We start from the raw sequence: 21633 nt of genomic DNA on the forward strand, positions 1-21633 counted from the left end.
GGAGTCCCCGGTCAGGCGGTGACGGCGTCCTCCGCCCGGATCGGCAGCCGGCCGACCGGCAGGCCGGTGGCGGCGCGCACGGCCGCGGCGACGGCCGCCGGGGCGACCACCGCGGGCACGGCTCCGACCGCCTTCGCGCCGAACGGGGCCACCACGTCGCGCTCCTCCAGCAGCGCGGCGATCCGCACCTCCGGGGTGTCCAGCGCGGTGGGCAGCCGGTAGCCGGTGAGCGAGGGGTTCAGCAGCACCCCGCCCTCCGTCCGCAGGTCCTCCAGCAGTGCCAGGCCCACGCCCTGGGCCACCCCCGCCTCGATCCGGTCCTCGATCTGGCGCGGGTTCAGCGCCCGGCCGACGTCCTGGGCGACCGTCATCTCGACCACCCGCACGGCGCCCAGCTCGATGTCCACGTCCACCACCGCACGCATCGCGCAGAACGAGATGGAGACGAAGGCGTCGCCCTGCCCGGCCTCGTCCAGCGGCTCGGTGGGGTGCGGGCGGCACTGCGCGGTGGCCCAGAGCTCCTTGCCCTCCAGCGCCTCGGCGACGGGCATGCCGAGCACCCCGTCGTACGAGGTGATCTTGCCGTCGGCGATCTGGAGCAGCTCCGCCGACATCCCGAAGTTCGCCGCGATCGGCTGCAGCAGCTGGTGGCGGACCATCAGCGCGGCCCGCTCGACGGCGCCTCCGGAGACCCAGGTGTGCCGGCCGCGGGCGGACGGCCCGGCGATCGACTGGTCGCTGTCGGCCGGGGCGATGTAGACCTCGCTGACGCCCAGCACGGTCTGCACGATCTGCCGGGCCAGCGTGGCGAAGCCCTGCCCGGCGTCGACCGCCGCGCAGATCACCGTGGCGTGGTCCCCGCTGACCCGCACGGTCGCCGTGGAGACCTCGTCCTCGCCCTCGGCGCCCAGCATGTGCACCATGCCGACGGCGTAGCCGATCCCGCGCCGCACCGCCGCCGGGTCGCCCGCGCCGCCGGGCCCGCCGGGCAGCAGCCACTCGGCGTCCGGGTCGTCCACCGGCAGGGCCGGCAGCGGCTCGGCGGCGACCGCGTCCAGCAGGGCGCGCACCGGCGCCGGGCAGGTGACGGCCTGACCGGTGGGCAGCGGGTCGCCGGTGGACATCGCGTTGCGGCGGCGGATCTCCACCGGGTCCACGCCGATCCGGGCGGCCAGCTGGTCCAGCTGCGACTCGTACGCGAAGCAGGCCTGCAGGGCGCCCTCGCCGCGCATCCGGCCGGCCGGCGGGTTGTTGGTGCGCACCGCCCAGGCGTCCACGAAGACGTTCGGGCAGACGTACGGACCGGCCGAGAAGGCCGTCGCGGCGGCCAGCGCCTCGGCGGAGACGTCCGCGTAGGCGCCGCCGTCCAGCAGGATCTGTGCCTCGACCTTCACCAGCGTGCCCTCGGCGTCGGCGTGGTGGCGGTAGCGCAGGAGCGCGGGGTGGCGCGAGGTGTGGGTGTGAAAGGACTCCTCGCGGGTGAGCGTCATCTTCACCGGGCGGCCGGTGCGCAGCGCCAGCAGGGCCAGGGTGACCTGGAAGGAGAGGTCCTCGCGGTCGGTGGTGGCGCCGGGCACGCCGGTGGCCACCAGCCGGACCCGGTCCGGCTCCAGGCCCAGGCAGGCGGCGGTGCGGTCGCGGTCGCCGTGCGGGTCGGTGGAGGACAGGTGCAGTTCGACGCCGCCGTCCGGGCGCGGTACGGCCAGCCCGGCCTCGGCGCCGAGCGGGGCCGGGTCCTGCCGGCCGACCTGGTAGAGGCCCTCGACGACGATCTCGCCGACCGCGTCCGGGTCCCCGGTGCGCAGCGGCAGGTGGCGGAACAGGTTGCCGTCCGGGTGCAGCGGCGGCGCGGTGAAGGCCTGCTCCGGGTCGGTGACGGCCTCCAGCGGCTCGTAGTCGACCGCGATCAGGCCGACGGCCAGCCGGGCGGTGTCGGGGTGGTCGGCGGCCACCGCGGCGATCGGCTCGCCGTGGTGGCGCACCACGCCGGCGGCCAGCACCGGCCGGTCGGCGACGATCGGCCCGGCCGGGGCGCCGTCGGGGGTGCCGTCCGGTCCGGGCGGCAGGTCGGCGGCGGTGACCACGGCGTGCACGCCGGGCAGCGCCAGCGCGGCCGAGGTGTCGATGCCCCGGATCCGGGCGTGCGGGTGCGGCGAGCGCAGCACCGCGCCCCACAGCAGCCCCTCGGCCCACAGGTCGGCCGCGTACGGGTAGATGCCGAGCGCCTTGGGCAGCGCGTCGCTGCGCAGCGGGGAGCTGCCCAGGCCGATCGGCTCCGGTGCGCCGCCCTCGCCGCCGTCCTGCTGGAGTGCTGCGCCGATGTCGGTAGGCGACGTCATGATGCGTGGTCGTCCTCGGGGAGCCGGATGCCGTGGGCGGGGGTGGCACCGTACGGGACACCGGCCGGGGCGCCGCCCTCGGCCGGGGCACCGTGCGGGTGCGGGGCGGCGTACGGGGTGCCGTGCGGCGGCGTGCCGTCGTAGACGGAGCCGGGCAGCGGGGTCCCGTGCGCGGGGGTGGGCTCGTAGACCGGGGCGTCGTACCCGGTGTCGTAGCCGTTCTGCTGCTGGTGGCCGTCCGGGTAGGGCACGTAGGTGCCGTGCGCGGGGGTGGCCTGGTACGGCTGCTCGGGGTAGCCCTGCGGCGGGTAGTACACCTGGTCGTCGGCGGCCTGGGCGGGGATCCGGGCGGGGATGTCGTCCCGGATCGGGGCCAGCACGGTGGTGTCGTACACGCCGGTGTCGTAGCCGCCCTGGGGGTCGCCGTACGGCAGCCCGGCCGGGGCCTGCCCGACGGCGTGCTGTTCCATGGCGTGCTGTTCCACGGCGGGCTGCGCCGGGTGGTGCTGCTCGGCGGCGTGCTGCTCCGGGTGGTACTGCTCCGCGGGGTGGGCGACCGGGTGGGCCTCGACGGGCTGCTGCGGGACGTGCTCGATCCAGGCGTCGGCGTCGGCGTAGACCGGCGGCTCGACGGCCTGCCCGGGTTCGACCGGCGCGTCCACCGGCACGTCGGCGGGCGGTTCGGCGACCGGCTCGGCCGGCCCCGCGGGAGCGGGCCCGGCGGCCTGCGCGGCGGCCTCGGCGAGCGCGGCGGCCTCCTCCGCCTCCTCGGCCTCCGCCGCGCGGGCGTCCGCGACGGTCTGGACGGCGGCCAGCACGCCCCGGTAGCCGGTGCAGCGGCAGAGGTTGCCGCACAGCGCCTGACGGGCCTCCACCTCGGTGGGCCGGTGGTTGCGCTGGAGCAGGTCGTGCACCGCCATCGCCATGCCGGGGGTGCAGTAGCCGCACTGGACGGCGCCGGAGGCGGCCAGCGCCTGCTGGACGGCGCTCGCGCCGCCGGCGGCGGACAGGCCCTCGACGGTGCTGATCTCGCTGTCGGCGGCCAGGGCGGCGGGCACCAGGCAGCCGGCCACCAGCTGGCCGTCCACCTGCACCGAGCAGGCCCCGCACTCGCCCTGTTCGCAGCCGTCCTTGGCGCCGGCCAGGCCGAGCCGCTCGCGCAGCACGTAGAGCAGGCTCTCGCCGATCCACGCGTCGGTGACGGGCCGTTCGAAACCGTTGACCCGCAGCGTGTACGAGGCGCACGGGCGCAGCTCGCGGCTGACCTGCGGGGAGAGGCCGAGCGGGTCGGCGTCCAGGGTCTCGATGGGGTCTGTGGTCACTTCAGCGCCCTTCCCAGTGCCCGTCGGGCCAGCACCGATACGGTACGCCGCAACCGAACCGCGGCCGCGGTCGGCCCCTCGGTCACGGCCTCCCAGGCGCCCTCGGCGCCGTAGTTGTCGGGGACGCAGGCGGCGGCCACGTACTCGCCGAAGGCGGCGGTCGCGGCCGGGTCGATCTCCCGGCTGCCGTCCCAGTCGATGCAGCCGGCCACCCAGGCCTCGGCCTCCAGCGGGCGCAGCGGCACCGGCGCGACGGCCCCGACGGCGCAGCGCACCGAGCGCCGGGCCGGGTCGAGGACCAGGGCGACGGAGGCGGTGGCGCGGGCCGGTCCGCTGCGGCCGGTGGCCTTGAGGAAGACCTGCGGGGCGTGCAGCAGCGGGACGCGCACCCAGGTGAGCAGTTCGCCGGGGCGCACCGGGTCGAGCCCGGTGAGCAGGTGACTGACCGGCACCTCGCGGGTGCCGCCGGCCCGGGCCAGGGTGACGCTGGCCTCCAGCGCGGTGAGCACCGGGAGGGTGTCGCCGGCCGGGGCGGCGGTGACGATGTTCCCGCCGAGGGTGCCGACGTTGCGGACCTGCGGCGGGCCGGCGGTGCGGGCGGCGTCGGCGAGCGCGGGGATGAGCGCCGCGAAGTCGGGGCGGTCCATCCGGGCGTGGGTGAGTCCGGCGCCGAGCACGGCGGTGCCGCCGTCCTCGTAGCGCCAGCCGCGCAGTTCGGTGATGCGGCCGAGGCCGACCAGGGCGGCGGGGCGCAGTCGGCCGGCGTTGACGGCCTCCATCAGGTCGGTGGCTCCGGCCACCGGTACCGCGGCCGGGGCGGCGGCCAGCGCGTCGACGGCCTCGTCGAGGGAGGCCGGCAGCATGATCGTCCGGTTCACCTGGGTCCCACCGTGCTCCACTTGCTCATCGATCGCCTGCCGCCCGCCGGCCTTCGGCCGTACTGTCCTGCGTCAGCAGCCCGGCCTGGCCCGTAGGGTACGGGCGATCGGGCCGGGTTGGGCAACTCTGGCACACAATGCTCGATGATCATTTCGGGACCGGTGAACGGGACTGCCCGATTGGGACTGATACCGGGCGGTATCTGCCCCGACCCGCTCCGGGCCAGGGCAGATGTTCATCAGTTCTTGACGTCGGACGACCGCTCAGAAGTTCCCCACGGGTAGGACCGGGGCGTTTCCCGCGGGTCTTCGCCGGGTCCGGCAGGACCCGCGGGACACCCCCTACCGCACCGGCGGCGGGCCCTCGATCGGCCGGCCGAGCACCCCGGGGCGGCGCTGCCACGGGTGCGGACCGTCGGCCGGGCGGTACTCGACGCCGAGCGCGTCCAGCGCCCTCAGGTGCGTCGCCAGCCGCTGCTCGAAGCCGGCGAAGTCCCGCTCGGCCGGCTCGGCGGGCAGCTCCGACCAGGCGACCTCGGCGAAGGCGACCAGCCGGGGGAAGGCCCGGTAGTCGATGTCCCGGGCACTGTCCATGAACTCGGTCCACAGGTTGGCCTGGGTACCGATCACGTGCCGGGCGGCGGCCTCGTCCAGCTGCTCGGGGACCGGCTCGAACCGGTAAACGTCCTCCAGCGTGCGCACGAATCCGACCGGGATCGGCTCGTCCGGTCCGTCCGCCTGCCGGTGGTCGAAGTAGACGTGCTGCTCGGGACACATCACCACGTCGTGCCCGGCCTTCGCGGCGGCGACCCCGCCGCCGAAGCCGCGCCAGGAGGAGACGGCGGCGCCCGGCGCGAGCCCGCCCTCCAGGATCTCGTCCCAGCCGATCAGCCGGCGGCCGCGGTCGGCCAGCCAGCCGTCGAAGTGCCGGATGAGGTGGCTCTGCAGTTCGTCCTCGTTGGCCAGGCCCAGTTCGCGTATCCGGGCCTGCGCGGCGGCGCTGTCCTTCCACTGCTCCTTGGGGCACTCGTCGCCGCCCAGGTGGATGAACTCGGACGGGAAGAGCTCCAGGACCTCCTCCAGCACGCCCTCGAAGAAGCGCAGGGTCTCCTCGGAGGCGTTGAGCACGTTGTGGCTCACCCCCCAGTCGGTCCAGACCCCGAGCGCGGCGGTGTCCACCACATCGGTGTTGCCCAGCTCGGGGTAGGCGGACACGGCGGCCTGGGTGTGGCCGGGCAGGTCGATCTCCGGGACGACGGTGACCCCGCGGGCGGCCGCGTAGGCGACGATCTCGCGCAGGTCGTCCTGGGTGTAGTAGCCGCCGTGCGGGCGGTCGTCGCGGCGCTGCCCGGCCCGGTAGCCGACCATCGAGCGCTCCCGCCAGGCGCCGCGCCCGGTCAGCCTCGGGTAGCGCTTGATCTCCACCCGCCAGCCCTGGTCGTCGGTCAGGTGCAGGTGCAGCACGTTGAGCTTGTGTGCGGCCAGCAGGTCGACGAAGCGCAGCACGTCCGACTTGGGCAGGAAGTGCCGGGCGACGTCGAGCAGCGCGCCGCGCCAGCCGAACCGGGGGGCGTCCGCGATGTCGGCGCCGGGCAGGACCCAGCCCTCGCGGCGCAGCGGCGAGCGGCGGTAGGCGTCCGGCCCGAGCAGCTGCCGCAGGGTCTGCGCGCCCCACAGCGCTCCGGCCGGGCCGCCCGCGGCGAGCAGGGCGTGGCCGGGGCGCACCGTGATCCGGTACGCCTCGGCGGCGAGCGCCCGGTCCTCGGCCAGCTCGATGCCCGAACCCGGCCGGCCCGGGCCGAGCGGCAGCCCGGTGGCGGCGGACAGTGCGGTCCGCAGCCAACGCTCGGCGTCGGCCAGCGCGGGGGGTGCGGTCAGCGTGGTGGCGGCGTCGAGCGGGTAGTCCTCGTCCGGGCGGCGAACGGCACTCGACGGTGCGGGAATGAGGTCCATTCCGACATCCTGCCCACGCCCCGGCGATTGGCATAGACCACCGGGGAAACCCTGGTGCTATGCAAAACGGCGTTGTGCGCGGCGCCGCGGACTACTTGTTGTCGCCGTCGCCGCCCTGCGGCTTGCCGATGCCGTCGTAGATCTCCTTGCACATGGGGCAGACCGGGTACTTCTTCGGGTCGCGCCCGGGCACCCACACCTTGCCGCAGAGCGCCACCACGGGAGACCCGGAGAGGGCACTCTCCATGATCTTGTCCTTCTGGACGTAGTGCGCGAAGCGCTCGTGGTCGCCGTCCCCGTGGGACACCTGTGGGACGGGCTCGACCAGGGTGCCGGTGCCGAGGCCGCGCTCGGGCTCAAGAGTGCTCATGGGTGCCAAGTCTATGGGGGCCTCCGGAAACCCGGCCAGTGTCGCGGCGCGGGGCCGGTCGGCTCAGTTCATCGTGGGGTCGTCCGGGTAGGTCGCCAGCAGGGCGAGCGGGCCGCGCTGGCGGCGCAGGACCGCGCGCCACAGCCGTTCCGGCTCGGGGCTGGAGACGTCCCCCGGCTCGCAGTCCACCAGGTACCAGGCGCCGCTCTCCAGCTCCGCCTCCAGCTGTCCCGGCGACCAGCCCGCGTACCCGGCGAAGATCCGCAGGCTGCCCAGCTCCCCGGCCAGCACCTCGGGCGGCGCCTCCAGGTCCACCAGGCCGATCGCGCCGTGCACCCGGCGCCAGCCGAGCGGCTCGCCGGTGCCCGGCTCCCCCGGTGCCACCGCGAGGCCGAGCGCCGAGTCCAGCGCCACCGGGCCGCCCTGGAACACCACGGCCGGCTGTCCGACGAGTCTGTTCCAGCCGTCCAGCACGCTTCCCACCTCGACCGGCGTCGGCCGGTTGAGGACCACGCCGAGCGCCCCCTCGACATCGTGGTCGAGGAGCAGCACCACCGCCCGCGCGAAGTTCGGGTCGGTGAGCAGGGGCGTCGCGACGAGCAGACAGCCGGTGTGGGACCGGCCTCCGTGCGAATGGGCCGCCGTCATGCCCACATGATCCCGCAGAACGGCACCGCTCGGACACCGCAACACCCTAGGGCCCGTCCGGTGGGTCTTGTCGGATCAGGGCGCGGCGTCGGGGTGCGTGCATCGCAAGGCGGAGGAGGGAGCCACTGCGGAGCATTGGCGACCGACGACAACGCGGCGAGGTGCGTGCCCCGACGCCGCGCACCCGGCAAAGTCCCGCCGGACCGGCCCTAACGCCCACGCCGGACGAACACCCGTACGGCCGCACCGGGGGGCGGGCGCGGGCCCGGAGAGAGCACCATCACGGGAGAGGCTCACGGGAACCAACGGAGCGCCTACTACCATCTACGTCTGGTGGACGCCCATACGGTGCCGACTCGGTTTCGCCGGGGGCCCGAACGCGCCCGTACGAACGGTCCACCACCGGCTCTCTCCCGGAGCCGCCCTTTCCGACTCCTCTGGCACCCCGGATTGCGAGAACGATGACCGACGACGTCCTGCTGGTCCATGGCGGAAATCCGCTCGAAGGCGAGATCCGCGTCCGCGGTGCGAAGAACCTGGTGCCCAAGGCCATGGTCGCCGCCCTCCTCGGGCAGGGCCCCAGCAGACTGCGCAACGTCCCGGACATCCGCGACGTCAAGGTGGTCCGCGGCCTGCTGCAGCTGCACGGCGTGACCGTGCGCACCGGTGACGAGGACGGCGAGCTGATCCTCGACCCCTCGCACGTCGAGAGCGCCAACGTCGCCGACATCGACGCGCACGCCGGCTCCTCGCGGATCCCGATCCTGTTCTGCGGCCCGCTGCTGCACCGCCTCGGCCACGCCTTCATCCCCGGCCTCGGCGGCTGCGACATCGGCGGCCGCCCCGTCGACTTCCACTTCGAGGTGCTGCGCCAGTTCGGCGCCACCATCGAGAAGCACCCGCAGGGCACCTACCTGGTCGCCGCGCAGCGGCTGCGCGGCACCAAGATCGAGCTGCCCTACCCCTCGGTCGGCGCGACCGAGCAGGTGCTGCTCACCGCCGTCCTCGCCGAGGGCGTCACCGAGCTGCGCAACGCGGCCATCGAGCCGGAGATCGTCGACCTGATCTGCGTGCTGCAGAAGATGGGCGCGATCATCACGCTGGGCACCGACCGGACGATCCTGATCACCGGTGTGGACGAGCTGAACGGCTACAACCACCGCGCGCTGCCGGACCGCCTGGAGGCGGCGTCCTGGGCCTGCGCGGCGCTGGCGACCAAGGGCGACATCTACGTCCGCGGCGCCCGCCAGCTGGAGATGATGACCTTCCTGAACACCTTCCGGAAGGTCGGCGGCGCCTTCGAGGTGGACGACGAGGGCATCCGCTTCTGGCACCCGGGCGGCGAGCTCAAGGCGATCGCCCTGGAGACCGACGTGCACCCGGGCTTCCAGACCGACTGGCAGCAGCCGCTGGTGGTCGCGCTGACCCAGGCCACCGGCCTGTCCATCGTCCACGAGACGGTGTACGAGTCGCGGCTCGGCTTCACCGGCGCGCTGAACCAGATGGGCGCGCACATCCAGCTCTACCGCGAGTGCCTGGGCGGCACCCCGTGCCGCTTCGGCGCCCGCAACTTCCTGCACTCCGCGGTCGTCTCCGGCCCGTCCAAGCTGATCGGCTCCGAGCTGGTCATCCCGGACCTGCGCGGCGGCTTCTCGTACCTGATCGCGGCGCTGGCGGCCGAGGGCACCTCGACCGTGCACGGCATCGACCTGATCAACCGCGGCTACGAGAACTTCATGGACAAGCTGCGCGACCTGGGCGCCCACGTCGAGCTGCCCAGCGAGCAGCTGGTCGACGCCTGACGGTCCGGTCCCAACGGCGAGAGGCCGGGCTCCACAGTGGGGAGTCCGGCCTCTCGGGCGTTCAAGGGGTGGCTCAGGCAGCGCCCTTGGCGGCTTCCTTCAGCTTGGAGCCGGCGCTCACCTTGGCGCTGTAGCCCGCGGCGATCTGGATCGGCTCGCCGGTCTGCGGGTTGCGCGCGGTGCGGGCAGCGCGGTGGGTGCGCTCGAAGGTCAGGAAACCGGGGATGGTGACCTTCTCGTCGCCCTTGGCGACGACCTCGCCGACGATCTCGGCGAAGGCGGCCAGAACGGCGTCGGCGTCCTTGCGGGTCACCTCGGCGCGCTCGGACAGCGCGGCCACCAGCTCACTGCGGTTCATGTGTACTCCTGTGGTCTGTTCGCTTGCGGTGCGCGGGGGCCCATCGGTACTCCCACCGGGGGGCACCCGGATGGGCCGCAGGTCCGCACACTGTGCTCATGCAGGCAATGCGTGGTCGCAGGCCGGGTCCGTACCCGATGCCGCGCGCCGGAGCCGTCGAAGGCCCACCCGCCCGCCTGGATACGAATCCTGCCCCGACCGGCCCCGAGAAAGCCAATCGGGCCCCGGGCGAGCCACTCGAACGTCGCCCGCTCGTTGGAGGTGTGACGCTCCGTCGGCTCCGGCGGACCGGGCGCGGGCGGCGGTCGGGACGACACGCCGGAAGACCAGGGGGACGTTCCGTACTTGTCGGACACGCCTGCCCCGTGCAGGGCTACGGTACGCCCTAGGACTGACAAGCCCAAACACGCCCCTCGCCCTTGTGTCGCAAGGGTTCGGGGCGGGCTGGGCGGGTATGGCCCTTATTCGTACATTTGAGCGATCTGTGACACGTCGCCCGACCCGGTCGTCAGAGCTTGACGACGGGGAACGCGGCGGTGTCCAGGGTGCCGACGATGCCGGGGGTCGGACGGGCCGGCGCGGGGTCCTCCTGGGCCCCCGCCAGGGCCGCCTCGCGCACCGCGGAGGCGACGGTCTTGGCGACGTCCTTGTGGAACACGCTCGGGATGATGTAGTTGGCGTTCAGCTCGTCGTCGGCCACGGTGGTGGCCAGCGCCCGGGCGGCGGCGATCATCATCTCGGTGTTGACGGTGCGGCTCTGGGCGTCCAGCAGGCCGCGGAAGACGCCCGGGAAGACCAGCACGTTGTTGATCTGGTTCGGGAAGTCGCTACGGCCGGTGGCGACCACGGCGGCGGTCTGCCGGGCGATGGCCGGGTCGACCTCCGGGTCCGGGTTGGCCAGCGCGAAGACGATCGAGTCCTCCGCCATGGTGGCCAGGTCGTCGCCGTCCAGGACGTTCGGGGCCGAGACGCCGATGAAGACGTCGGCGCCCGCCACGGCCTCCTTGAGGCTGCCGGTGCGGCCCGAGCGGTTGGTGTGCTCGGCGATCCAGCGCAGGTTCTCGTTGAGGTCCCCGCGGCCCAGGTGGACCACGCCGTGCACGTCCGCCACGGTGGCGTGCTCGACGCCGGCCGCCATCAGCAGCTTGAGGATCGCGGTGCCGGCGGCGCCGGCGCCCGACATCACCACGCGGATGTCGGCGATCCGCTTGCCGACCACCTTCAGCGCGTTGGTGAGGGCGGCCAGCACCACGATCGCGGTGCCGTGCTGGTCGTCGTGGAAGACCGGGATGTCCAGGGCCTCGCGCAGCCGGGCCTCGATCTCGAAGCAGCGCGGCGCGGAGATGTCCTCCAGGTTGATCCCGGCGAAGCCCGGGGCGATCGCCCTGACGATGGCGACGATCTCGTCGGTGTCCTGGGTGTCCAGGCAGATCGGCCAGGCGTCGATCCCGGCGAAGCGCTTGAACAGGGCCGCCTTGCCCTCCATGACCGGCAGCGCGGCCTCGGGGCCGATGTTGCCCAGGCCCAGCACCGCCGAGCCGTCGGTGACCACGGCGACGCTGTTGCGCTTGATGGTCAGGCGGCGCGCGTCCTCGGGGTTCTCCGCGATCGCCATGCAGACCCGGGCGACGCCGGGGGTGTAGATCATGCTGAGGTCGTCACGGTTGCGGATCGGCAGCTTCGAGGACATCTCGATCTTGCCGCCGAGGTGCATCAGGAAGGTGCGGTCCGAGACCTTGCCGATCGACACGCCGTCGATCGCGCGCAGCTTCTCGACGATCTCCTCGCCGTGCGCGACCGAGGAGGCCGCCACCGTGACGTCGATCCGCAGCGCCTCCAGGCCGGAGGCGGTGACGTCGAGACCGGTCACCGACCCGCCGGAGGACTCCACGGCCGTGGTGATCGCACTGACGGCGTTGCCCCGGGCCGGGACCTCCAGCCGTACCGTGATCGAGTTGGAGACACTGGGCACCGTCGCCATCGACGCTTCCTTCTTCCGTCTGTCCCGCAGGCTCAACATTTTGTTGAAGGCATCGCCCGCGCATGCTAGACCTCGATCGTCGCACCTTCCAAGGGGTAGCCAGAAATAACGTTCATTGAGTGTGCGGACCCGACAATCCCGCCCAATGGCCGCCGGCCCCCCGCCGCTCACTCCTTGCCTCTCCCGGCCGATGCGTTACATTGGACGGGACACCGGCTCGATCCAAGCCCCCGGGCCCAACCTTCGTCCCTTCGAGGGACCACTTGCCGCGAGGCGAGCATGGCGGGTCGGTGTCGTAAACGTCTGAAGGCCCCTCACCGTCCGGTGGGGGGCCTTCTTCCGTCGGGTCCCGACGACTACCCGTCGGGACCCGACGGGCCGTCAGTCGTGCAGCAGCGCGGGCACGCCGTCCGCGTCCGGCAGGTCGTCCGGGCCGGAGAGCACGGTCAGCCGCTGGGTCGCGCGGGTCAGCGCCACGTACAGCACCCGCAGCCCTGCCTCCGACTCGCCGGCGATGCCGGTCGGGTCGGCCACCACGGTCGCGTCGTACTCCAGGCCCTTGGCCTCCAGACTGCCCAGCGCCACCACGCGCCCGCCCAGGCCCTCGGCCCAGCCGGCCGCCTCGTCCCGGCGGTCCATCGGCACCACGATCGCCACGGTGCCGTCCACCTCGGCCAGCAGCCGCTCCAGCTCGGCCCGGGCGGCCTCGCCGAAGGCCTCCGGCGAGGGGTCGGTGGTGGCCGCGAAGCGCGGCTCCACGCCGACCCGGCGCACCGCGCTCGGCGACGGGGTGCCCGGCGCGGCCAGCGCCAGCACCTTCGCCGCGACCTCGGCGATCTCGGCCGGGTTGCGGTAGTTCACGGTCAGCGTGAAGCGGCGGCGCGGCTTGCCGGAGAGCACGTCGTCCAGTGCGGCCTGGGCCTCCTGCGGGAACGGCCAGGAGGACTGCGCCGGGTCGCCGACGATCGTCCAGGTGGCCATCCGGGCCCGGCGGCCGATCATCCGCCACTGCATCGGGGTGAGGTCCTGCGCCTCGTCCACGATGATGTGCGCGTACTCCCTGCGCTCGACCGGCTGGCGGTCGCGCTGGCGGGTGGAGCGGTCGGCGAAGGTGGTGACCTCCTCCAGGCCGCTCAGCAGGTCCACCGCGTCCACCTCGCGGACCTTCGGGCGGGCCGGCTCGCCCAGCAGCACCTGGAGCTCGTCGATCAGCGCGACGTCGTGCGCGGACAGCGCGCCCGCGCCCTCCGCGGACAGGTGGCGCCAGGAGGCGGCCAGCAGCCTGGCCTCGTCCGGGGTGACGGCACGGCGGGCGATCCGGTTGGTGTGCCGGTGCTGCCGCAGCGTGCCGAGCACCCGGCGCGGGCTCAGCGCCGGCCACCAGGCGTCCAGGAAGTCCAGGAACGACGCCTCGTCCGAGACGTACTCGTCGAAGGACTCCTTCTCCTCCTGGCGCTGCTCGCGGGCGTAGTGGTCGGCGGGCTTCGGCAGGTCCCTGGTGGCCTGCTGCCACAGGGCGTCCAGCAGCAGCCGGCGGGCCCGCGGGCGCAGCAGGTTCAGCGGGGTGCCGCCGGAGCCCACGACGTTGCCGCGCACGGCCTTCAGCCGGGAGGCGTCCAGCTTCAGCACCTCGCCGCGGGCGACGACCTTCAGCTCCTGCGGCGCGCCCAGCTCCAGCGCCGCGCGGGCGGCCCGGCGCAGCAGCTGCACCATCCGGCCCGAGCCCTTGACCCGGGCCGCCTCGGGAGTGTCGTAGGTGCCGGCCTCGATGCCGTCCACCAGCGAGCCGACCGCCCGGATGGCGACCTGGCCCTCCTCGCCCAGCGCGGGCAGCACACCCTCGGTGTAGGACACCAGCAGCGGGGTCGGCGAGACCACCAGGATGCCCCCGGCGTAGCGGCGGCGGTCCTGGTAGAGCAGGTAGGCGGCGCGGTGCAGGGCGACGGCGGTCTTGCCGGTGCCGGGGCCGCCGGTGACCAGGGTGGCGCCCGCGGCGGCGGCGCGGATCACCTCGTCCTGCTCCTTCTGGATGGAGGAGACGATGTCGCGCATCGAGTGGCTGCGGGCGCGGCCCAGCGAGGCCATCAGCGCACCGTCGCCGACCACGGCCAGCTCCTCGCCGTCCAGGGTCGGGGCGAGGTCCGGACGCAGCAGGTCGTCCTCGACGCCGATCACCTTGCGGCCCTTGGACCGGATCACCCGGCGACGGATCACCCGGCCCGGTTCGACCGGGGTGGCGCGGTAGAACGGGGCGGCGGCGGGCGCGCGCCAGTCGATCACCAGCGGGCCGTACTCGGCGTCCAGCACGCCCAGTCGGCCGATGTGGAGGGTCTCGGCGACGGCCGGGTCGGCCGGGTCGAGCGGGGTGTCCGACGGGATCCCGTGCTCCTCCGGGGCGTCCGCCCGCTGGAGGTCGATCCGGCCGAACAGGAAGTCCTCGAACTCGCTGTTCAGTCGGTGGAGGTGGGCGCCGGCCCGGTAGACCTGGGCGTCGCGTTCGGCGAGCGCGCCGGGGGTTCCGACCTGGACCCGCTTGGCGGCGTCCTCCAGGATGTACTCGGCCTCGGCGAGCTTCTCCTCCAACCGGTGGTAGACGGTGTCGAGGTGCTGCTGCTCACCGGCGATCTCGCGCGCGCGGACGGTCTCGTGGTCGGTGGCGGGGGTGGTGGGCGTGTTGCTCTGCATGGCCTCGGTGGTTGCGGCGGAATCCCGCTCCGGAAAACGAGCGGACGGATGATCCTACGCCGCCACCCCCGGGCCGCGCTGCTCCGGAACGTACAAAAATCGAAGGGCCGCCCTCCGCGGAGCGGAGGGCGGCCCTTCGAGGCAACATGGGGTGGTGGAGATGCCGGGAATCGAACCCGGGTCCAGTGGAGTTAATTCAGGGCTTCTCCGAGCGCAGTCCGCTGTGCTTTTCTCGGCCCTGGCAGTCACACGGACAAGCCGCCAACAGGCCCAGCTGCTGTTTGATTTCCCATCCACCCTCGCAGCCCGGGCGGACGGTTGAGTTCCCTAGATTATGCCAGGGTCCGGGTCGGGAACTCCCCGGTCTGACACCCAAGCGCTATCGGTGCTTATTAGGCAGCGAGAGCGAACTGCTGGGAATCGCGCTTAGTGTTGGCGATTATTTTTTTGCGACACGTGGTTTACGAGATCATTGCCGCGTTCCTCGGCTCGCTTCACCTGTTTCAACATCCCCTGTCGAAACCGATCATCCCCATGTTTTGTTGAGAAACAGCTCGGACGGTCATCGTCCGTGTTGCTGGCGCCATAGTACGCGAGGCGACGGGTGAGGGTCCAGCGGATTAACCCTGGCGTCGGCGGGCCGCCGCCACCGCGCGGGCCGTCTCGCGGGTGTCCTGCTTCTCGCGGAGCGTCTGACGCTTGTCGTAGAGCTTCTTGCCGACCGCGAGCGCCAGTTCGAGCTTCACCCGGCCGTCCTTGAAGTACAGCGAGAGCGGGACCAGGGTGTGACCCGCGTCGCGGACCTTGGTCTCGATCTTCTGGATCTCCATCCTGTGCAGCAGCAGCTTGCGCTTGCGCCGGGCCGCGTGGTTGGTCCACGTCCCCTGCATGTACTCGGGGATGAAGACGTTGTCGATCCACGCCTCGTGGTTCTGGATGTACGCGTAGCCGTCGACCAGGTTGGCCCGCCCCTCGCGCAGCGACTTGACCTCGGTGCCGGTGAGCACCAGGCCGCACTCGTAGGTGTCGAGGATCGTGTACTCGTGTCGCGCCTTCTTGTTCTGCGCGATCAGCTTCTGTCCGGTTTCCTTTGCCATAACCCGGTCATTCTCGCACTTCGGGGCCGGATGGGGCAGCTGCTTTAGGCACGGGTGCCGAGACCCGCGAGGACCCGCAGGGCGAGCTCGTCGGCCTCCTCGCCCGAACCGGCCGGGACGTCGGGGGTCAGGCCGGTACCGTCCGGGGAGCGTCCGGCCGGGGTGTAGTAGCGGCCGACGGTCAGCTCCAGCACGGCGCCGTCGGCGAGCCGGCTGGGCTGCTGGACGGTGCCCTTGCCGAAGGTCCGCGAGCCCACCACCACGGCGCGGCTGCGGTCCTGGAGGGCCCCGGCGAGCAGTTCGGCGGCGCTCATCGTGCCGCCGTCCACCAGCAGCACCAGCGGGGTGCGCTGGTCGCCGCCCGGCGGGGCGGTCAACTCCCTGGTCTCGCCGCGCTCCTGGTACGAGCCGACCGTTCCGCCGTCCAGGAAGATCCCGGCGGTGCCGGCCGCCTCGTCGACCAACCCGCCGGAGTTGCCGCGCAGATCGAGCACCACGCCGGTGTGCGGGGCGCGCAGCGCGGCGCGCACCTGGTCGGCCACGCCGCTGGTGAAGGCGCGCACGGTCACCCGCAGCACGCCCTTGCCCAGCTGCTCCGCGGTGACCTGCCGACTGTCCAGAAGCACGCGCCGCAGCCGCAGTTCGCGCTCCTCCGCCCCGCCGCGCCGGACCGCCAGGATGACCTCGGAGCCGGCCCGGCGCTCCTCGCCCCGGCCGCGCAGCCGCGCGACCACCTCGGTGACCGGCAGGTGGTCGGCCTGGTCCTGGCCGATCCGCACGAGCCGGTCGCCGGGGGCGATCCCGGCCGCGGCGGCCGGGCCGCCGGGGGCGACCTGGGAGACCTCGGTGACGCCGTCCTGGCCGCGGCCGACCGAGAGGCCGACGCCCGGGTAGCGGCCGTCCAGGCCCTGGCTGAACTCCGCGTACTCCTGGGCGCTGTAGTACGCGCCCCAGCGGTCGCCCCCGGCCGCCAGCAGGTGCTCGGCCTGCTGCTCCGACAGGGCGGCGCCGGCCGGGTCCGCCGGGAGTCCGCCGGTGGCCCGGGCGGTGTCGGCGGAGGACCGGTGCGGCGGGTCGCCCGGGTCGCCCCAGGCGCCGGTGGCCGCGCCGGCCATCAGCACGGCGCCGAACACCAGGCTGAGCACGGTCACCTGGCGGGCCCTGCGCGGAGTTTGCAGCATGGCACCGGAGTGTAGACACCGCCGCGCGCGGGACGAACCGCGACGGTGGACCGCGGAACGCCGACGGCCCCGTACGGCGCAGTGCCGTACGGGGCCGTCGGGCCTGCGGGAATCAGACCTTGAGGTACTTGCGCAGGGTGAAGAAGGCCGCGACGCCGGCCATGCCCATACCCACCACGATCAGCAGCGGTATCACCGCGAGCACCGAGCCGAGCCCGATGAAGTGGATGAACTGCACCCGGTCGGCCAGCCAGTTCTGGACGAAGAAGTGCCCGCCGACCAGCAGTCCGGAGGCCATCGCCGCGCCCAGCAGCGCCGAGAAGGCCGCCTCGGCGATGAAGGGCATCTGGACGTAGAAGTTCGAGGCACCGACCAGGCGCATGATCCCGGTTTCGCGCCGCCGGCTGTACGCCGACACCCGGACGGTGTTGACGATCAGCAGCAGGGCGACGAACAGCATCAGCACCATGATCACGAAGGCCGCCGTCTGGAGGCCGTTGAGCAGGCCGAACAGGTTCTCCAGGATCTTCCGCTGGTCCTCGACCGACTTGACGCCGGGCTTGCCGGCGAAGGCGCTCTGGATCACGTCGTACTTGGTCGGGTCGTTGAGCTTGACCCGCCAGGACTGCGGCATGGCGTCCGGGCCCAGGACGGAGATGAGCGGGTTGTCCGGGTTCATCTCCTTCCAGTGCTTGTACGCCTCGGGCGAGCTCTCGTAGGTGGACGACTGGACCACCGAGGTCATCTTGTCCAGCTGGTCCTTGATGTCCTGGACCTGCTGGTCGGTGGCCGCGCCCTTGTCGCACTGGGGCGAGTTGCGGGCGTCCGCCTTCGTGCAGAAGTAGATGCTCACCTCGACCTTGTCGTACCAGTACCCCTTCATGGAGTTCACCTGGTCGCGGACCAGGAGCGAGGAACCGGCGAGGGCGAGGGAGAGCGCGACGCTGACCACGACCGCGATGGTCATGGTCAGGTTGCGTCGGAGACCCACACCGATCTCCGACAGGACGAACTGGGCACGCATGCGGGAAACACTCCAGGGTCGGTACTGCTCTGGTCTGGCGGGTCGGGCCGGCGGCCCCACGGGTCAGCGCTGGTCGGTCAGTGCTGGTATCCGTAGACGCCGCGGGCCTGGTCGCGGACGAGCAGCCCCTTGTCGAGTTCGATGACGCGCTTGCGCATCTGGTCGACGATGGCCTGGTCGTGGGTGGCCATCAGCACCGTGGTTCCGGTGCGGTTGATGCGGTCGAGCAGCTTCATGATGCCGACCGAGTTCTGCGGGTCGAGGTTGCCGGTGGGCTCGTCCGCGATGAGCAGCATCGGACGGTTCACGAAGGCGCGGGCGATGGCCACGCGCTGCTGCTCACCACCGGACAGCTCGCCCGGCATGCGGTCCTCCTTGCCGCCGAGGCCGACCAGCTCCAGCACCTCGGGCACCACCTTGTTGATGGCGCTCTTGGGCTTGCCGATCACCTCCAGGGCGAAGGCGACGTTCTGCGCGACCGTCTTGTTCGGCAGCAGGCGGAAGTCCTGGAAGACGGTGCCCAGCTGGCGGCGCATGTGCGGCACCTTCCAGTTGGACAGCTTGCCGAGGTCCTTGCCCAGTACGTGCACCGCGCCCGTGCTGGGACGCTCCTCGCGCAGGCACAGGCGCAGGAAGGTGGACTTTCCCGAGCCGGACGAGCCGACCAGGAAGACGAACTCACCCTTCTCGATCTCCAGCGAGACGTTGTCCAGGGCGGGACGATTCTGCTTGGGATAGGTCTTGGAGACGTTGTCGAATCTGATCACGGCTGCATCACGGAGGCCATCCTAGGCGGCGCCAGTCCTCGGTCGGTCCGCCCCGGAGGCCCGGTCCATGGGCGGGCGAAAGGAGCGCGGTGGGCTGCTCCCGGTCTGGGACCATACGCGAATCGGCGACCGGCCCGCAGGGACCGCCCGTGACAACAGCCGGACTCTGCGGGAGAATGTCCGCTTATGCCCCGAATATTGCGAGGCATCTCACAGCCCGGAAGCCGGAACTGCCGGAACCTGGCAGAGTGGAGGGGAGCGACCGTGTCACGGCCGCTCCCCCGTACAGGGCAGTGCATGGAACCAAAGCCCCGTCCGGTGCGTTGGCTGTAGCAGCGAGGAGGAGATCGCATGACCTGCGACCATCTGGTGTGCGCCAACTGCAACGGCCGCGTCAGCGACGGGCGTTGCCCGGTGTGCCGGGCCAACCGGGCCCGGCTTCAGGAGCAGCAGAGCCCGTTCGCCGCGCTCTCCCCCGCGATGCTGCTGGCCCTGCTGGCCGGACTGCTCGCGGTGGCGCTGATCGCCCGGCAGGCACTGGCCTGACGACCCACGACGCGTACGACGAAGGGCCCCGACCGCTGCGGTCGGGGCCCTTCGTCGATGTCGGCCGTTACTCGGCGCTGGTCTCGCGCTGCTTGCGCCAGCGGATCCCGGCCTCGATGAAGCCGTCGATGTCGCCGTCCAGCACGGCCTGCGGGTTGCCGGCCTCGTACGCGGTCCGGACGTCCTTCACCATCTGGTACGGGTGCAGCACGTAGGAGCGCATCTGGTTGCCCCAGGAGCTGCCGCTGTCCTTGAGCGCGTCCATCGCCGCCTTCTCCTCCTGGCGGCGCCGCTCCAGCAGCTTGGCCTGGAGGACGTTCATCGCGGACGCCTTGTTCTGGATCTGCGAGCGCTCGTTCTGGCAGGAGACCACGATGCCGGTCGGGATGTGCGTGATGCGCACCGCCGAGTCGGTGGTGTTGACGCCCTGGCCGCCGGGACCGGAGGCACGGTAGACGTCCACCCGCAGCTCGCCCTCGTCGATGTCGACGTGGTCGGACTGCTCGACGACCGGGAGGACCTCGACGCCGGCGAAGGAGGTCTGCCGGCGGCCCTGGTTGTCGAACGGCGAGATCCGCACCAGGCGGTGGGTGCCCTGCTCGACCGAGAGGGTGCCGTAGGCGTACGGCGCCTTCACGGTGAAGGTCGCGGACTTGATGCCGGCCTCTTCGGCGTACGAGGTGTCGTACACCTCGGTGGGGTACCCGTGCCGCTCGGCCCAGCGCAGGTACATGCGCATGAGCTGCTCGGCGAAGTCGGCGGCGTCCACGCCACCGGCCTCGGCACGGATGTTGATCAGCGCCTCGCGGGCGTCGTACTCGCCGGACAGGAGGGTGCGGACCTCCAGCTCCTCGACGGCCTTCTGGAGGGCGACGAGCTCGGTCTCGGCCTCGGCGCGGGTGTCCGCGTCGTTCTCGGCCTCGGCGAGCTCGAACAGCACGCCCAGATCGTCGATGCGGCTGCGCAGGCCCTCGACCCGGCGCAGTTCGCCCTGGAGGAAGGAGAGCCGGCTGGTCACCTTCTGCGCGTTCGCGACGTCGTCCCACAGGGTGGGGGCGGCTGCCTCCTCCTCCAGGACCGCGATGTCGGCCCGGATCTTGTCCAGGTCGAGGACGGCCTCGATCGACCCCATGGTCGTATCGAGGTTCTTGAGCTCTTCGGAAGGATCGACGGCTGCCACGCCCCCAGGGTAATGGTTCCGGGAGTGGTCATGACGACACCCCCGGCTCCCCGGGGGTCACGGCCGCCGTCACGGTCGCTGTCACGGCCGCGCGGGCGGCTCCGGCTACGGGGCCCGCGGGCCGGTGCCCGACACCGCCGGACGGGCCGGGTGACCGCCGTCCGGGACGGTGGCCGCGAACGCCGTCCAGGCCGCGGCGGCGCCCGCCAGCAGCAGGACGGTGGCGATCAGGACGGCCAGCAGCCGGCGGCGGCGCAGCAGGGCCTGGCGGTCCCGGCGGTGGCCCGGGGCGGCGCGCTGGGCGCGGGACTCCAGCGCGTACGCGGCCAGCTCGTCGGCGGACGGACGGCGCAGGCTGGTGTGGGTGTCCCGGGTGGAGTCCGGGGCGGCGCCCGGCACCAGCGGGACGGCCGGGCCGCGGCGGCGCTTGTGGATGCCGGGGCCGGCGTCGATCTCGGCGTAGACGGCCTCGCCGGGGGTCAGCTGCTCCTCGACCGGGGCCCGGCCCTGGCCGGGCACGGCGAGCACCGGCAGGCCGGCCAGCGAGGGCAGCTGCTCGCGCAGCCGGGAGGCCAGCTCGGCGGCGCGCAGCCGGGAGGCGGGGGCCTTGGCCAGGCACTCGGAGATGATCCGCCACAGCCCGTCCGGCAGGCCGGGGATCGGCGGCACCTGCTCGGTGACGTGCCGGCGCAGCACCGCGCCGGTGTGGCCGCCGCCGAAGGGCGTGAAGCCGGCCAGCAGCTCGTACAGCACGGTGGCGAGGGCGTAGATGTCGACGGCGGCGCGCGGCTCCAGGCCCTCGATGATCTCGGGGGCGAGGTAGTCGGGGGTGCCGATGATCCGGGTGGCCCGGGTCCGGCGCGGGGCGTCGACCAGGCGGGCCACGCCGAAGTCGGTGAGCTTGGCGCGCGGGGCGCCGCCCGGGCCGGGGGCGGCGGCGAGGTCGAGCAGGACGTTCTCGGGCTTGACGTCGCGGTGGACGATGCCGGCCGCGTGCGCGGCGGCCAGGCCGTCGGCGACGTCGGCGATGATCGAGGCGGCGGTCTGCGGCGGCAGCGCGCCGTCCCGCTCCAGCCGGGAGCGCAGGTCGGTGCCCTGGACCAGCTCCATCACCAGGGCGAGGTCGCTGCCGTCCACCACCATGTCGCGCACGCCGACCACCCGGGGGTGGTCGAGGCTGGTCAGCGCGGTGCGCTCCTGGACGAAGCGGCCGACCAGCACCTGGTCGGCGGCGAGGTCCTCGCGCAGCAGCTTGACCGCCACCGGGCCGTCGGGCCCCTCACCGAGCCAGACCGTGCCGGCCGAACCCCGGCCGATCACCTGGTGGACGGTGTACCGGCTGCCGATCTTGCGTGCCAATGCTGCTCCGTGGGCGGCGCGGGAGCGCTCCGGGGGTCCGGCGCGCTCGGTGGGGCGGGACAACAGCGACCAACCTACGCGCCCGGAGGCCCTGCGCGGGCCGCCCGAGGGGCCCGGAGCGGGAGTCCCGGCCGAGAAATCTC

17 protein-coding genes and 1 other RNA gene are annotated in these 21633 nt (G+C 72.9%); 2 read left to right on the forward strand and 16 right to left on the reverse strand.

The window, feature by feature from the left end; all coding sequences use genetic code 11:
• Positions 1 to 11 precede the first annotated feature (11 nt).
• The 6 genes from ACFVVA_RS35780 to ACFVVA_RS35805 all read right to left on the reverse strand — a co-directional run bounded on the left by ACFVVA_RS35780 (position 12) and on the right by ACFVVA_RS35805 (position 7510).
• Positions 12 to 2339, reverse strand: a complete 2328-nt coding sequence (locus tag ACFVVA_RS35780; protein ID WP_387694884.1) for a xanthine dehydrogenase family protein molybdopterin-binding subunit — start codon at positions 2337 to 2339, stop codon at positions 12 to 14.
• A complete protein-coding gene (locus ACFVVA_RS35785; RefSeq protein WP_387694885.1) occupies positions 2336 to 3661 on the reverse strand; it encodes a 2Fe-2S iron-sulfur cluster-binding protein in 1326 nt (441 codons plus the stop codon). Before ACFVVA_RS35785 ends, ACFVVA_RS35780 begins: the two co-directional genes overlap by 4 nt.
• A complete protein-coding gene (locus ACFVVA_RS35790; protein WP_355265826.1) occupies positions 3658 to 4524 on the reverse strand; it encodes an FAD binding domain-containing protein in 867 nt (288 codons plus the stop codon). The genes ACFVVA_RS35785 and ACFVVA_RS35790 overlap by 4 nt, the downstream gene beginning before the upstream one ends.
• Positions 4525 to 4881: 357 nt before the next feature.
• Positions 4882 to 6492, reverse strand: coding sequence for a beta-N-acetylhexosaminidase (locus ACFVVA_RS35795; RefSeq protein ID WP_387694886.1), 1611 nt, complete (start codon positions 6490 to 6492; stop codon positions 4882 to 4884).
• A 91-nt stretch (positions 6493 to 6583) separates the two neighbouring features.
• A complete protein-coding gene (locus tag ACFVVA_RS35800; protein WP_359904233.1) occupies positions 6584 to 6862 on the reverse strand; it encodes a DUF3039 domain-containing protein in 279 nt (92 codons plus the stop codon).
• A 63-nt stretch (positions 6863 to 6925) separates the two neighbouring features.
• A complete protein-coding gene (locus tag ACFVVA_RS35805; protein WP_359904235.1) occupies positions 6926 to 7510 on the reverse strand; it encodes a YqgE/AlgH family protein in 585 nt (194 codons plus the stop codon).
• Between the two features lie 461 nt (positions 7511 to 7971).
• Between ACFVVA_RS35805 and murA the strand changes: the two genes are divergently transcribed.
• Positions 7972 to 9312 (forward strand): UDP-N-acetylglucosamine 1-carboxyvinyltransferase, encoded by a 1341-nt coding sequence (gene murA / locus ACFVVA_RS35810; RefSeq protein WP_359904238.1) that lies wholly within the window; start codon positions 7972 to 7974, stop codon positions 9310 to 9312.
• 73 nt (positions 9313 to 9385) lie between these two features.
• On the opposite strand, the gene ACFVVA_RS35815 is transcribed toward murA, so the two are convergent.
• The 8 genes from ACFVVA_RS35815 to ftsE all read right to left on the reverse strand — a co-directional run bounded on the left by ACFVVA_RS35815 (position 9386) and on the right by ftsE (position 18405).
• Positions 9386 to 9670 (reverse strand): HU family DNA-binding protein, encoded by a 285-nt coding sequence (locus ACFVVA_RS35815; RefSeq protein ID WP_030242980.1) that lies wholly within the window; start codon positions 9668 to 9670, stop codon positions 9386 to 9388.
• 508 nt (positions 9671 to 10178) lie between these two features.
• On the reverse strand, positions 10179 to 11651 hold the full coding sequence (locus ACFVVA_RS35820) for an NAD-dependent malic enzyme (RefSeq protein WP_359904241.1): 1473 nt from the start codon (positions 11649 to 11651) through the stop codon (positions 10179 to 10181).
• A gap of 381 nt (positions 11652 to 12032) precedes the next feature.
• On the reverse strand, positions 12033 to 14336 hold the full coding sequence (locus ACFVVA_RS35825; RefSeq protein WP_387694887.1) for a HelD family protein: 2304 nt from the start codon (positions 14334 to 14336) through the stop codon (positions 12033 to 12035).
• Positions 14337 to 14488: 152 nt separating this feature from the next.
• Positions 14489 to 14870: a transfer-messenger RNA gene (gene ssrA, locus ACFVVA_RS35830) on the reverse strand.
• 86 nt (positions 14871 to 14956) lie between these two features.
• Positions 14957 to 15433: an SsrA-binding protein SmpB gene (gene smpB, locus ACFVVA_RS35835; protein ID WP_387694888.1), complete on the reverse strand. Its 477-nt coding sequence runs from the start codon at positions 15431 to 15433 to the stop codon at positions 14957 to 14959.
• A 44-nt stretch (positions 15434 to 15477) separates the two neighbouring features.
• Positions 15478 to 16614 carry a S41 family peptidase gene (locus ACFVVA_RS35840; protein ID WP_387694889.1) on the reverse strand — a complete coding sequence of 379 codons (1137 nt, stop codon included), beginning with the start codon at positions 16612 to 16614 and terminating at the stop codon, positions 15478 to 15480.
• Between the two features lie 112 nt (positions 16615 to 16726).
• A complete protein-coding gene (gene ftsX / locus ACFVVA_RS35845; protein WP_387694890.1) occupies positions 16727 to 17638 on the reverse strand; it encodes a permease-like cell division protein FtsX in 912 nt (303 codons plus the stop codon).
• Between the two features lie 77 nt (positions 17639 to 17715).
• Positions 17716 to 18405 carry a cell division ATP-binding protein FtsE gene (gene ftsE / locus ACFVVA_RS35850; RefSeq protein ID WP_030059730.1) on the reverse strand — a complete coding sequence of 230 codons (690 nt, stop codon included), beginning with the start codon at positions 18403 to 18405 and terminating at the stop codon, positions 17716 to 17718.
• Between the two features lie 351 nt (positions 18406 to 18756).
• Between ftsE and ACFVVA_RS35855 the strand changes: the two genes are divergently transcribed.
• Positions 18757 to 18951: a hypothetical protein gene (locus ACFVVA_RS35855; RefSeq protein WP_359904255.1), complete on the forward strand. Its 195-nt coding sequence runs from the start codon at positions 18757 to 18759 to the stop codon at positions 18949 to 18951.
• A 67-nt stretch (positions 18952 to 19018) separates the two neighbouring features.
• Here the strand turns inward: ACFVVA_RS35855 and prfB are convergent, their stop codons facing one another.
• Positions 19019 to 20131, reverse strand: a complete 1113-nt coding sequence (gene prfB / locus ACFVVA_RS35860) for a peptide chain release factor 2 (protein ID WP_387694891.1) — start codon at positions 20129 to 20131, stop codon at positions 19019 to 19021.
• A 105-nt stretch (positions 20132 to 20236) separates the two neighbouring features.
• Positions 20237 to 21490: a serine/threonine-protein kinase gene (locus tag ACFVVA_RS35865; RefSeq protein ID WP_387694892.1), complete on the reverse strand. Its 1254-nt coding sequence runs from the start codon at positions 21488 to 21490 to the stop codon at positions 20237 to 20239.
• Positions 21491 to 21633: the final 143 nt, after the last annotated feature.

The organism is Kitasatospora sp. NPDC058048 (genome assembly GCF_042885555.1).
GTDB classification, from domain to species: domain Bacteria; phylum Actinomycetota; class Actinomycetes; order Streptomycetales; family Streptomycetaceae; genus Kitasatospora; species Kitasatospora lactacystinica.

Bases quoted from the DNA above. Each gene is read 5' to 3' on its own strand.
- ACFVVA_RS35815 (WP_030242980.1), bottom strand. From the start codon at position 9,670: ATGAACCGCAGTGAGCTGGTGGCCGCGCTGTCCGAGCGCGCCGAGGTG.
- murA (WP_359904238.1), top strand. From the start codon at position 7,972: ATGACCGACGACGTCCTGCTGGTCCATGGCGGAAATCCGCTCGAAGGC.
- ACFVVA_RS35825 (WP_387694887.1), bottom strand. From the start codon at position 14,336: ATGCAGAGCAACACGCCCACCACCCCCGCCACCGACCACGAGACCGTC.
- ACFVVA_RS35800 (WP_359904233.1), bottom strand. From the start codon at position 6,862: ATGAGCACTCTTGAGCCCGAGCGCGGCCTCGGCACCGGCACCCTGGTC.
- ACFVVA_RS35790 (WP_355265826.1), bottom strand. From the start codon at position 4,524: ATGCTGCCGGCCTCCCTCGACGAGGCCGTCGACGCGCTGGCCGCCGCC.
- ACFVVA_RS35855 (WP_359904255.1), top strand. From the start codon at position 18,757: ATGACCTGCGACCATCTGGTGTGCGCCAACTGCAACGGCCGCGTCAGC.
- ACFVVA_RS35795 (WP_387694886.1), bottom strand. From the start codon at position 6,492: ATGGACCTCATTCCCGCACCGTCGAGTGCCGTTCGCCGCCCGGACGAG.
- ACFVVA_RS35840 (WP_387694889.1), bottom strand. From the start codon at position 16,614: ATGCTGCAAACTCCGCGCAGGGCCCGCCAGGTGACCGTGCTCAGCCTG.
- ACFVVA_RS35805 (WP_359904235.1), bottom strand. From the start codon at position 7,510: ATGACGGCGGCCCATTCGCACGGAGGCCGGTCCCACACCGGCTGTCTG.
- smpB (WP_387694888.1), bottom strand. From the start codon at position 15,433: ATGGCAAAGGAAACCGGACAGAAGCTGATCGCGCAGAACAAGAAGGCG.
- ACFVVA_RS35780 (WP_387694884.1), bottom strand. From the start codon at position 2,339: ATGACGTCGCCTACCGACATCGGCGCAGCACTCCAGCAGGACGGCGGC.
- ACFVVA_RS35820 (WP_359904241.1), bottom strand. From the start codon at position 11,651: ATGGCGACGGTGCCCAGTGTCTCCAACTCGATCACGGTACGGCTGGAG.
- ftsX (WP_387694890.1), bottom strand. From the start codon at position 17,638: ATGCGTGCCCAGTTCGTCCTGTCGGAGATCGGTGTGGGTCTCCGACGC.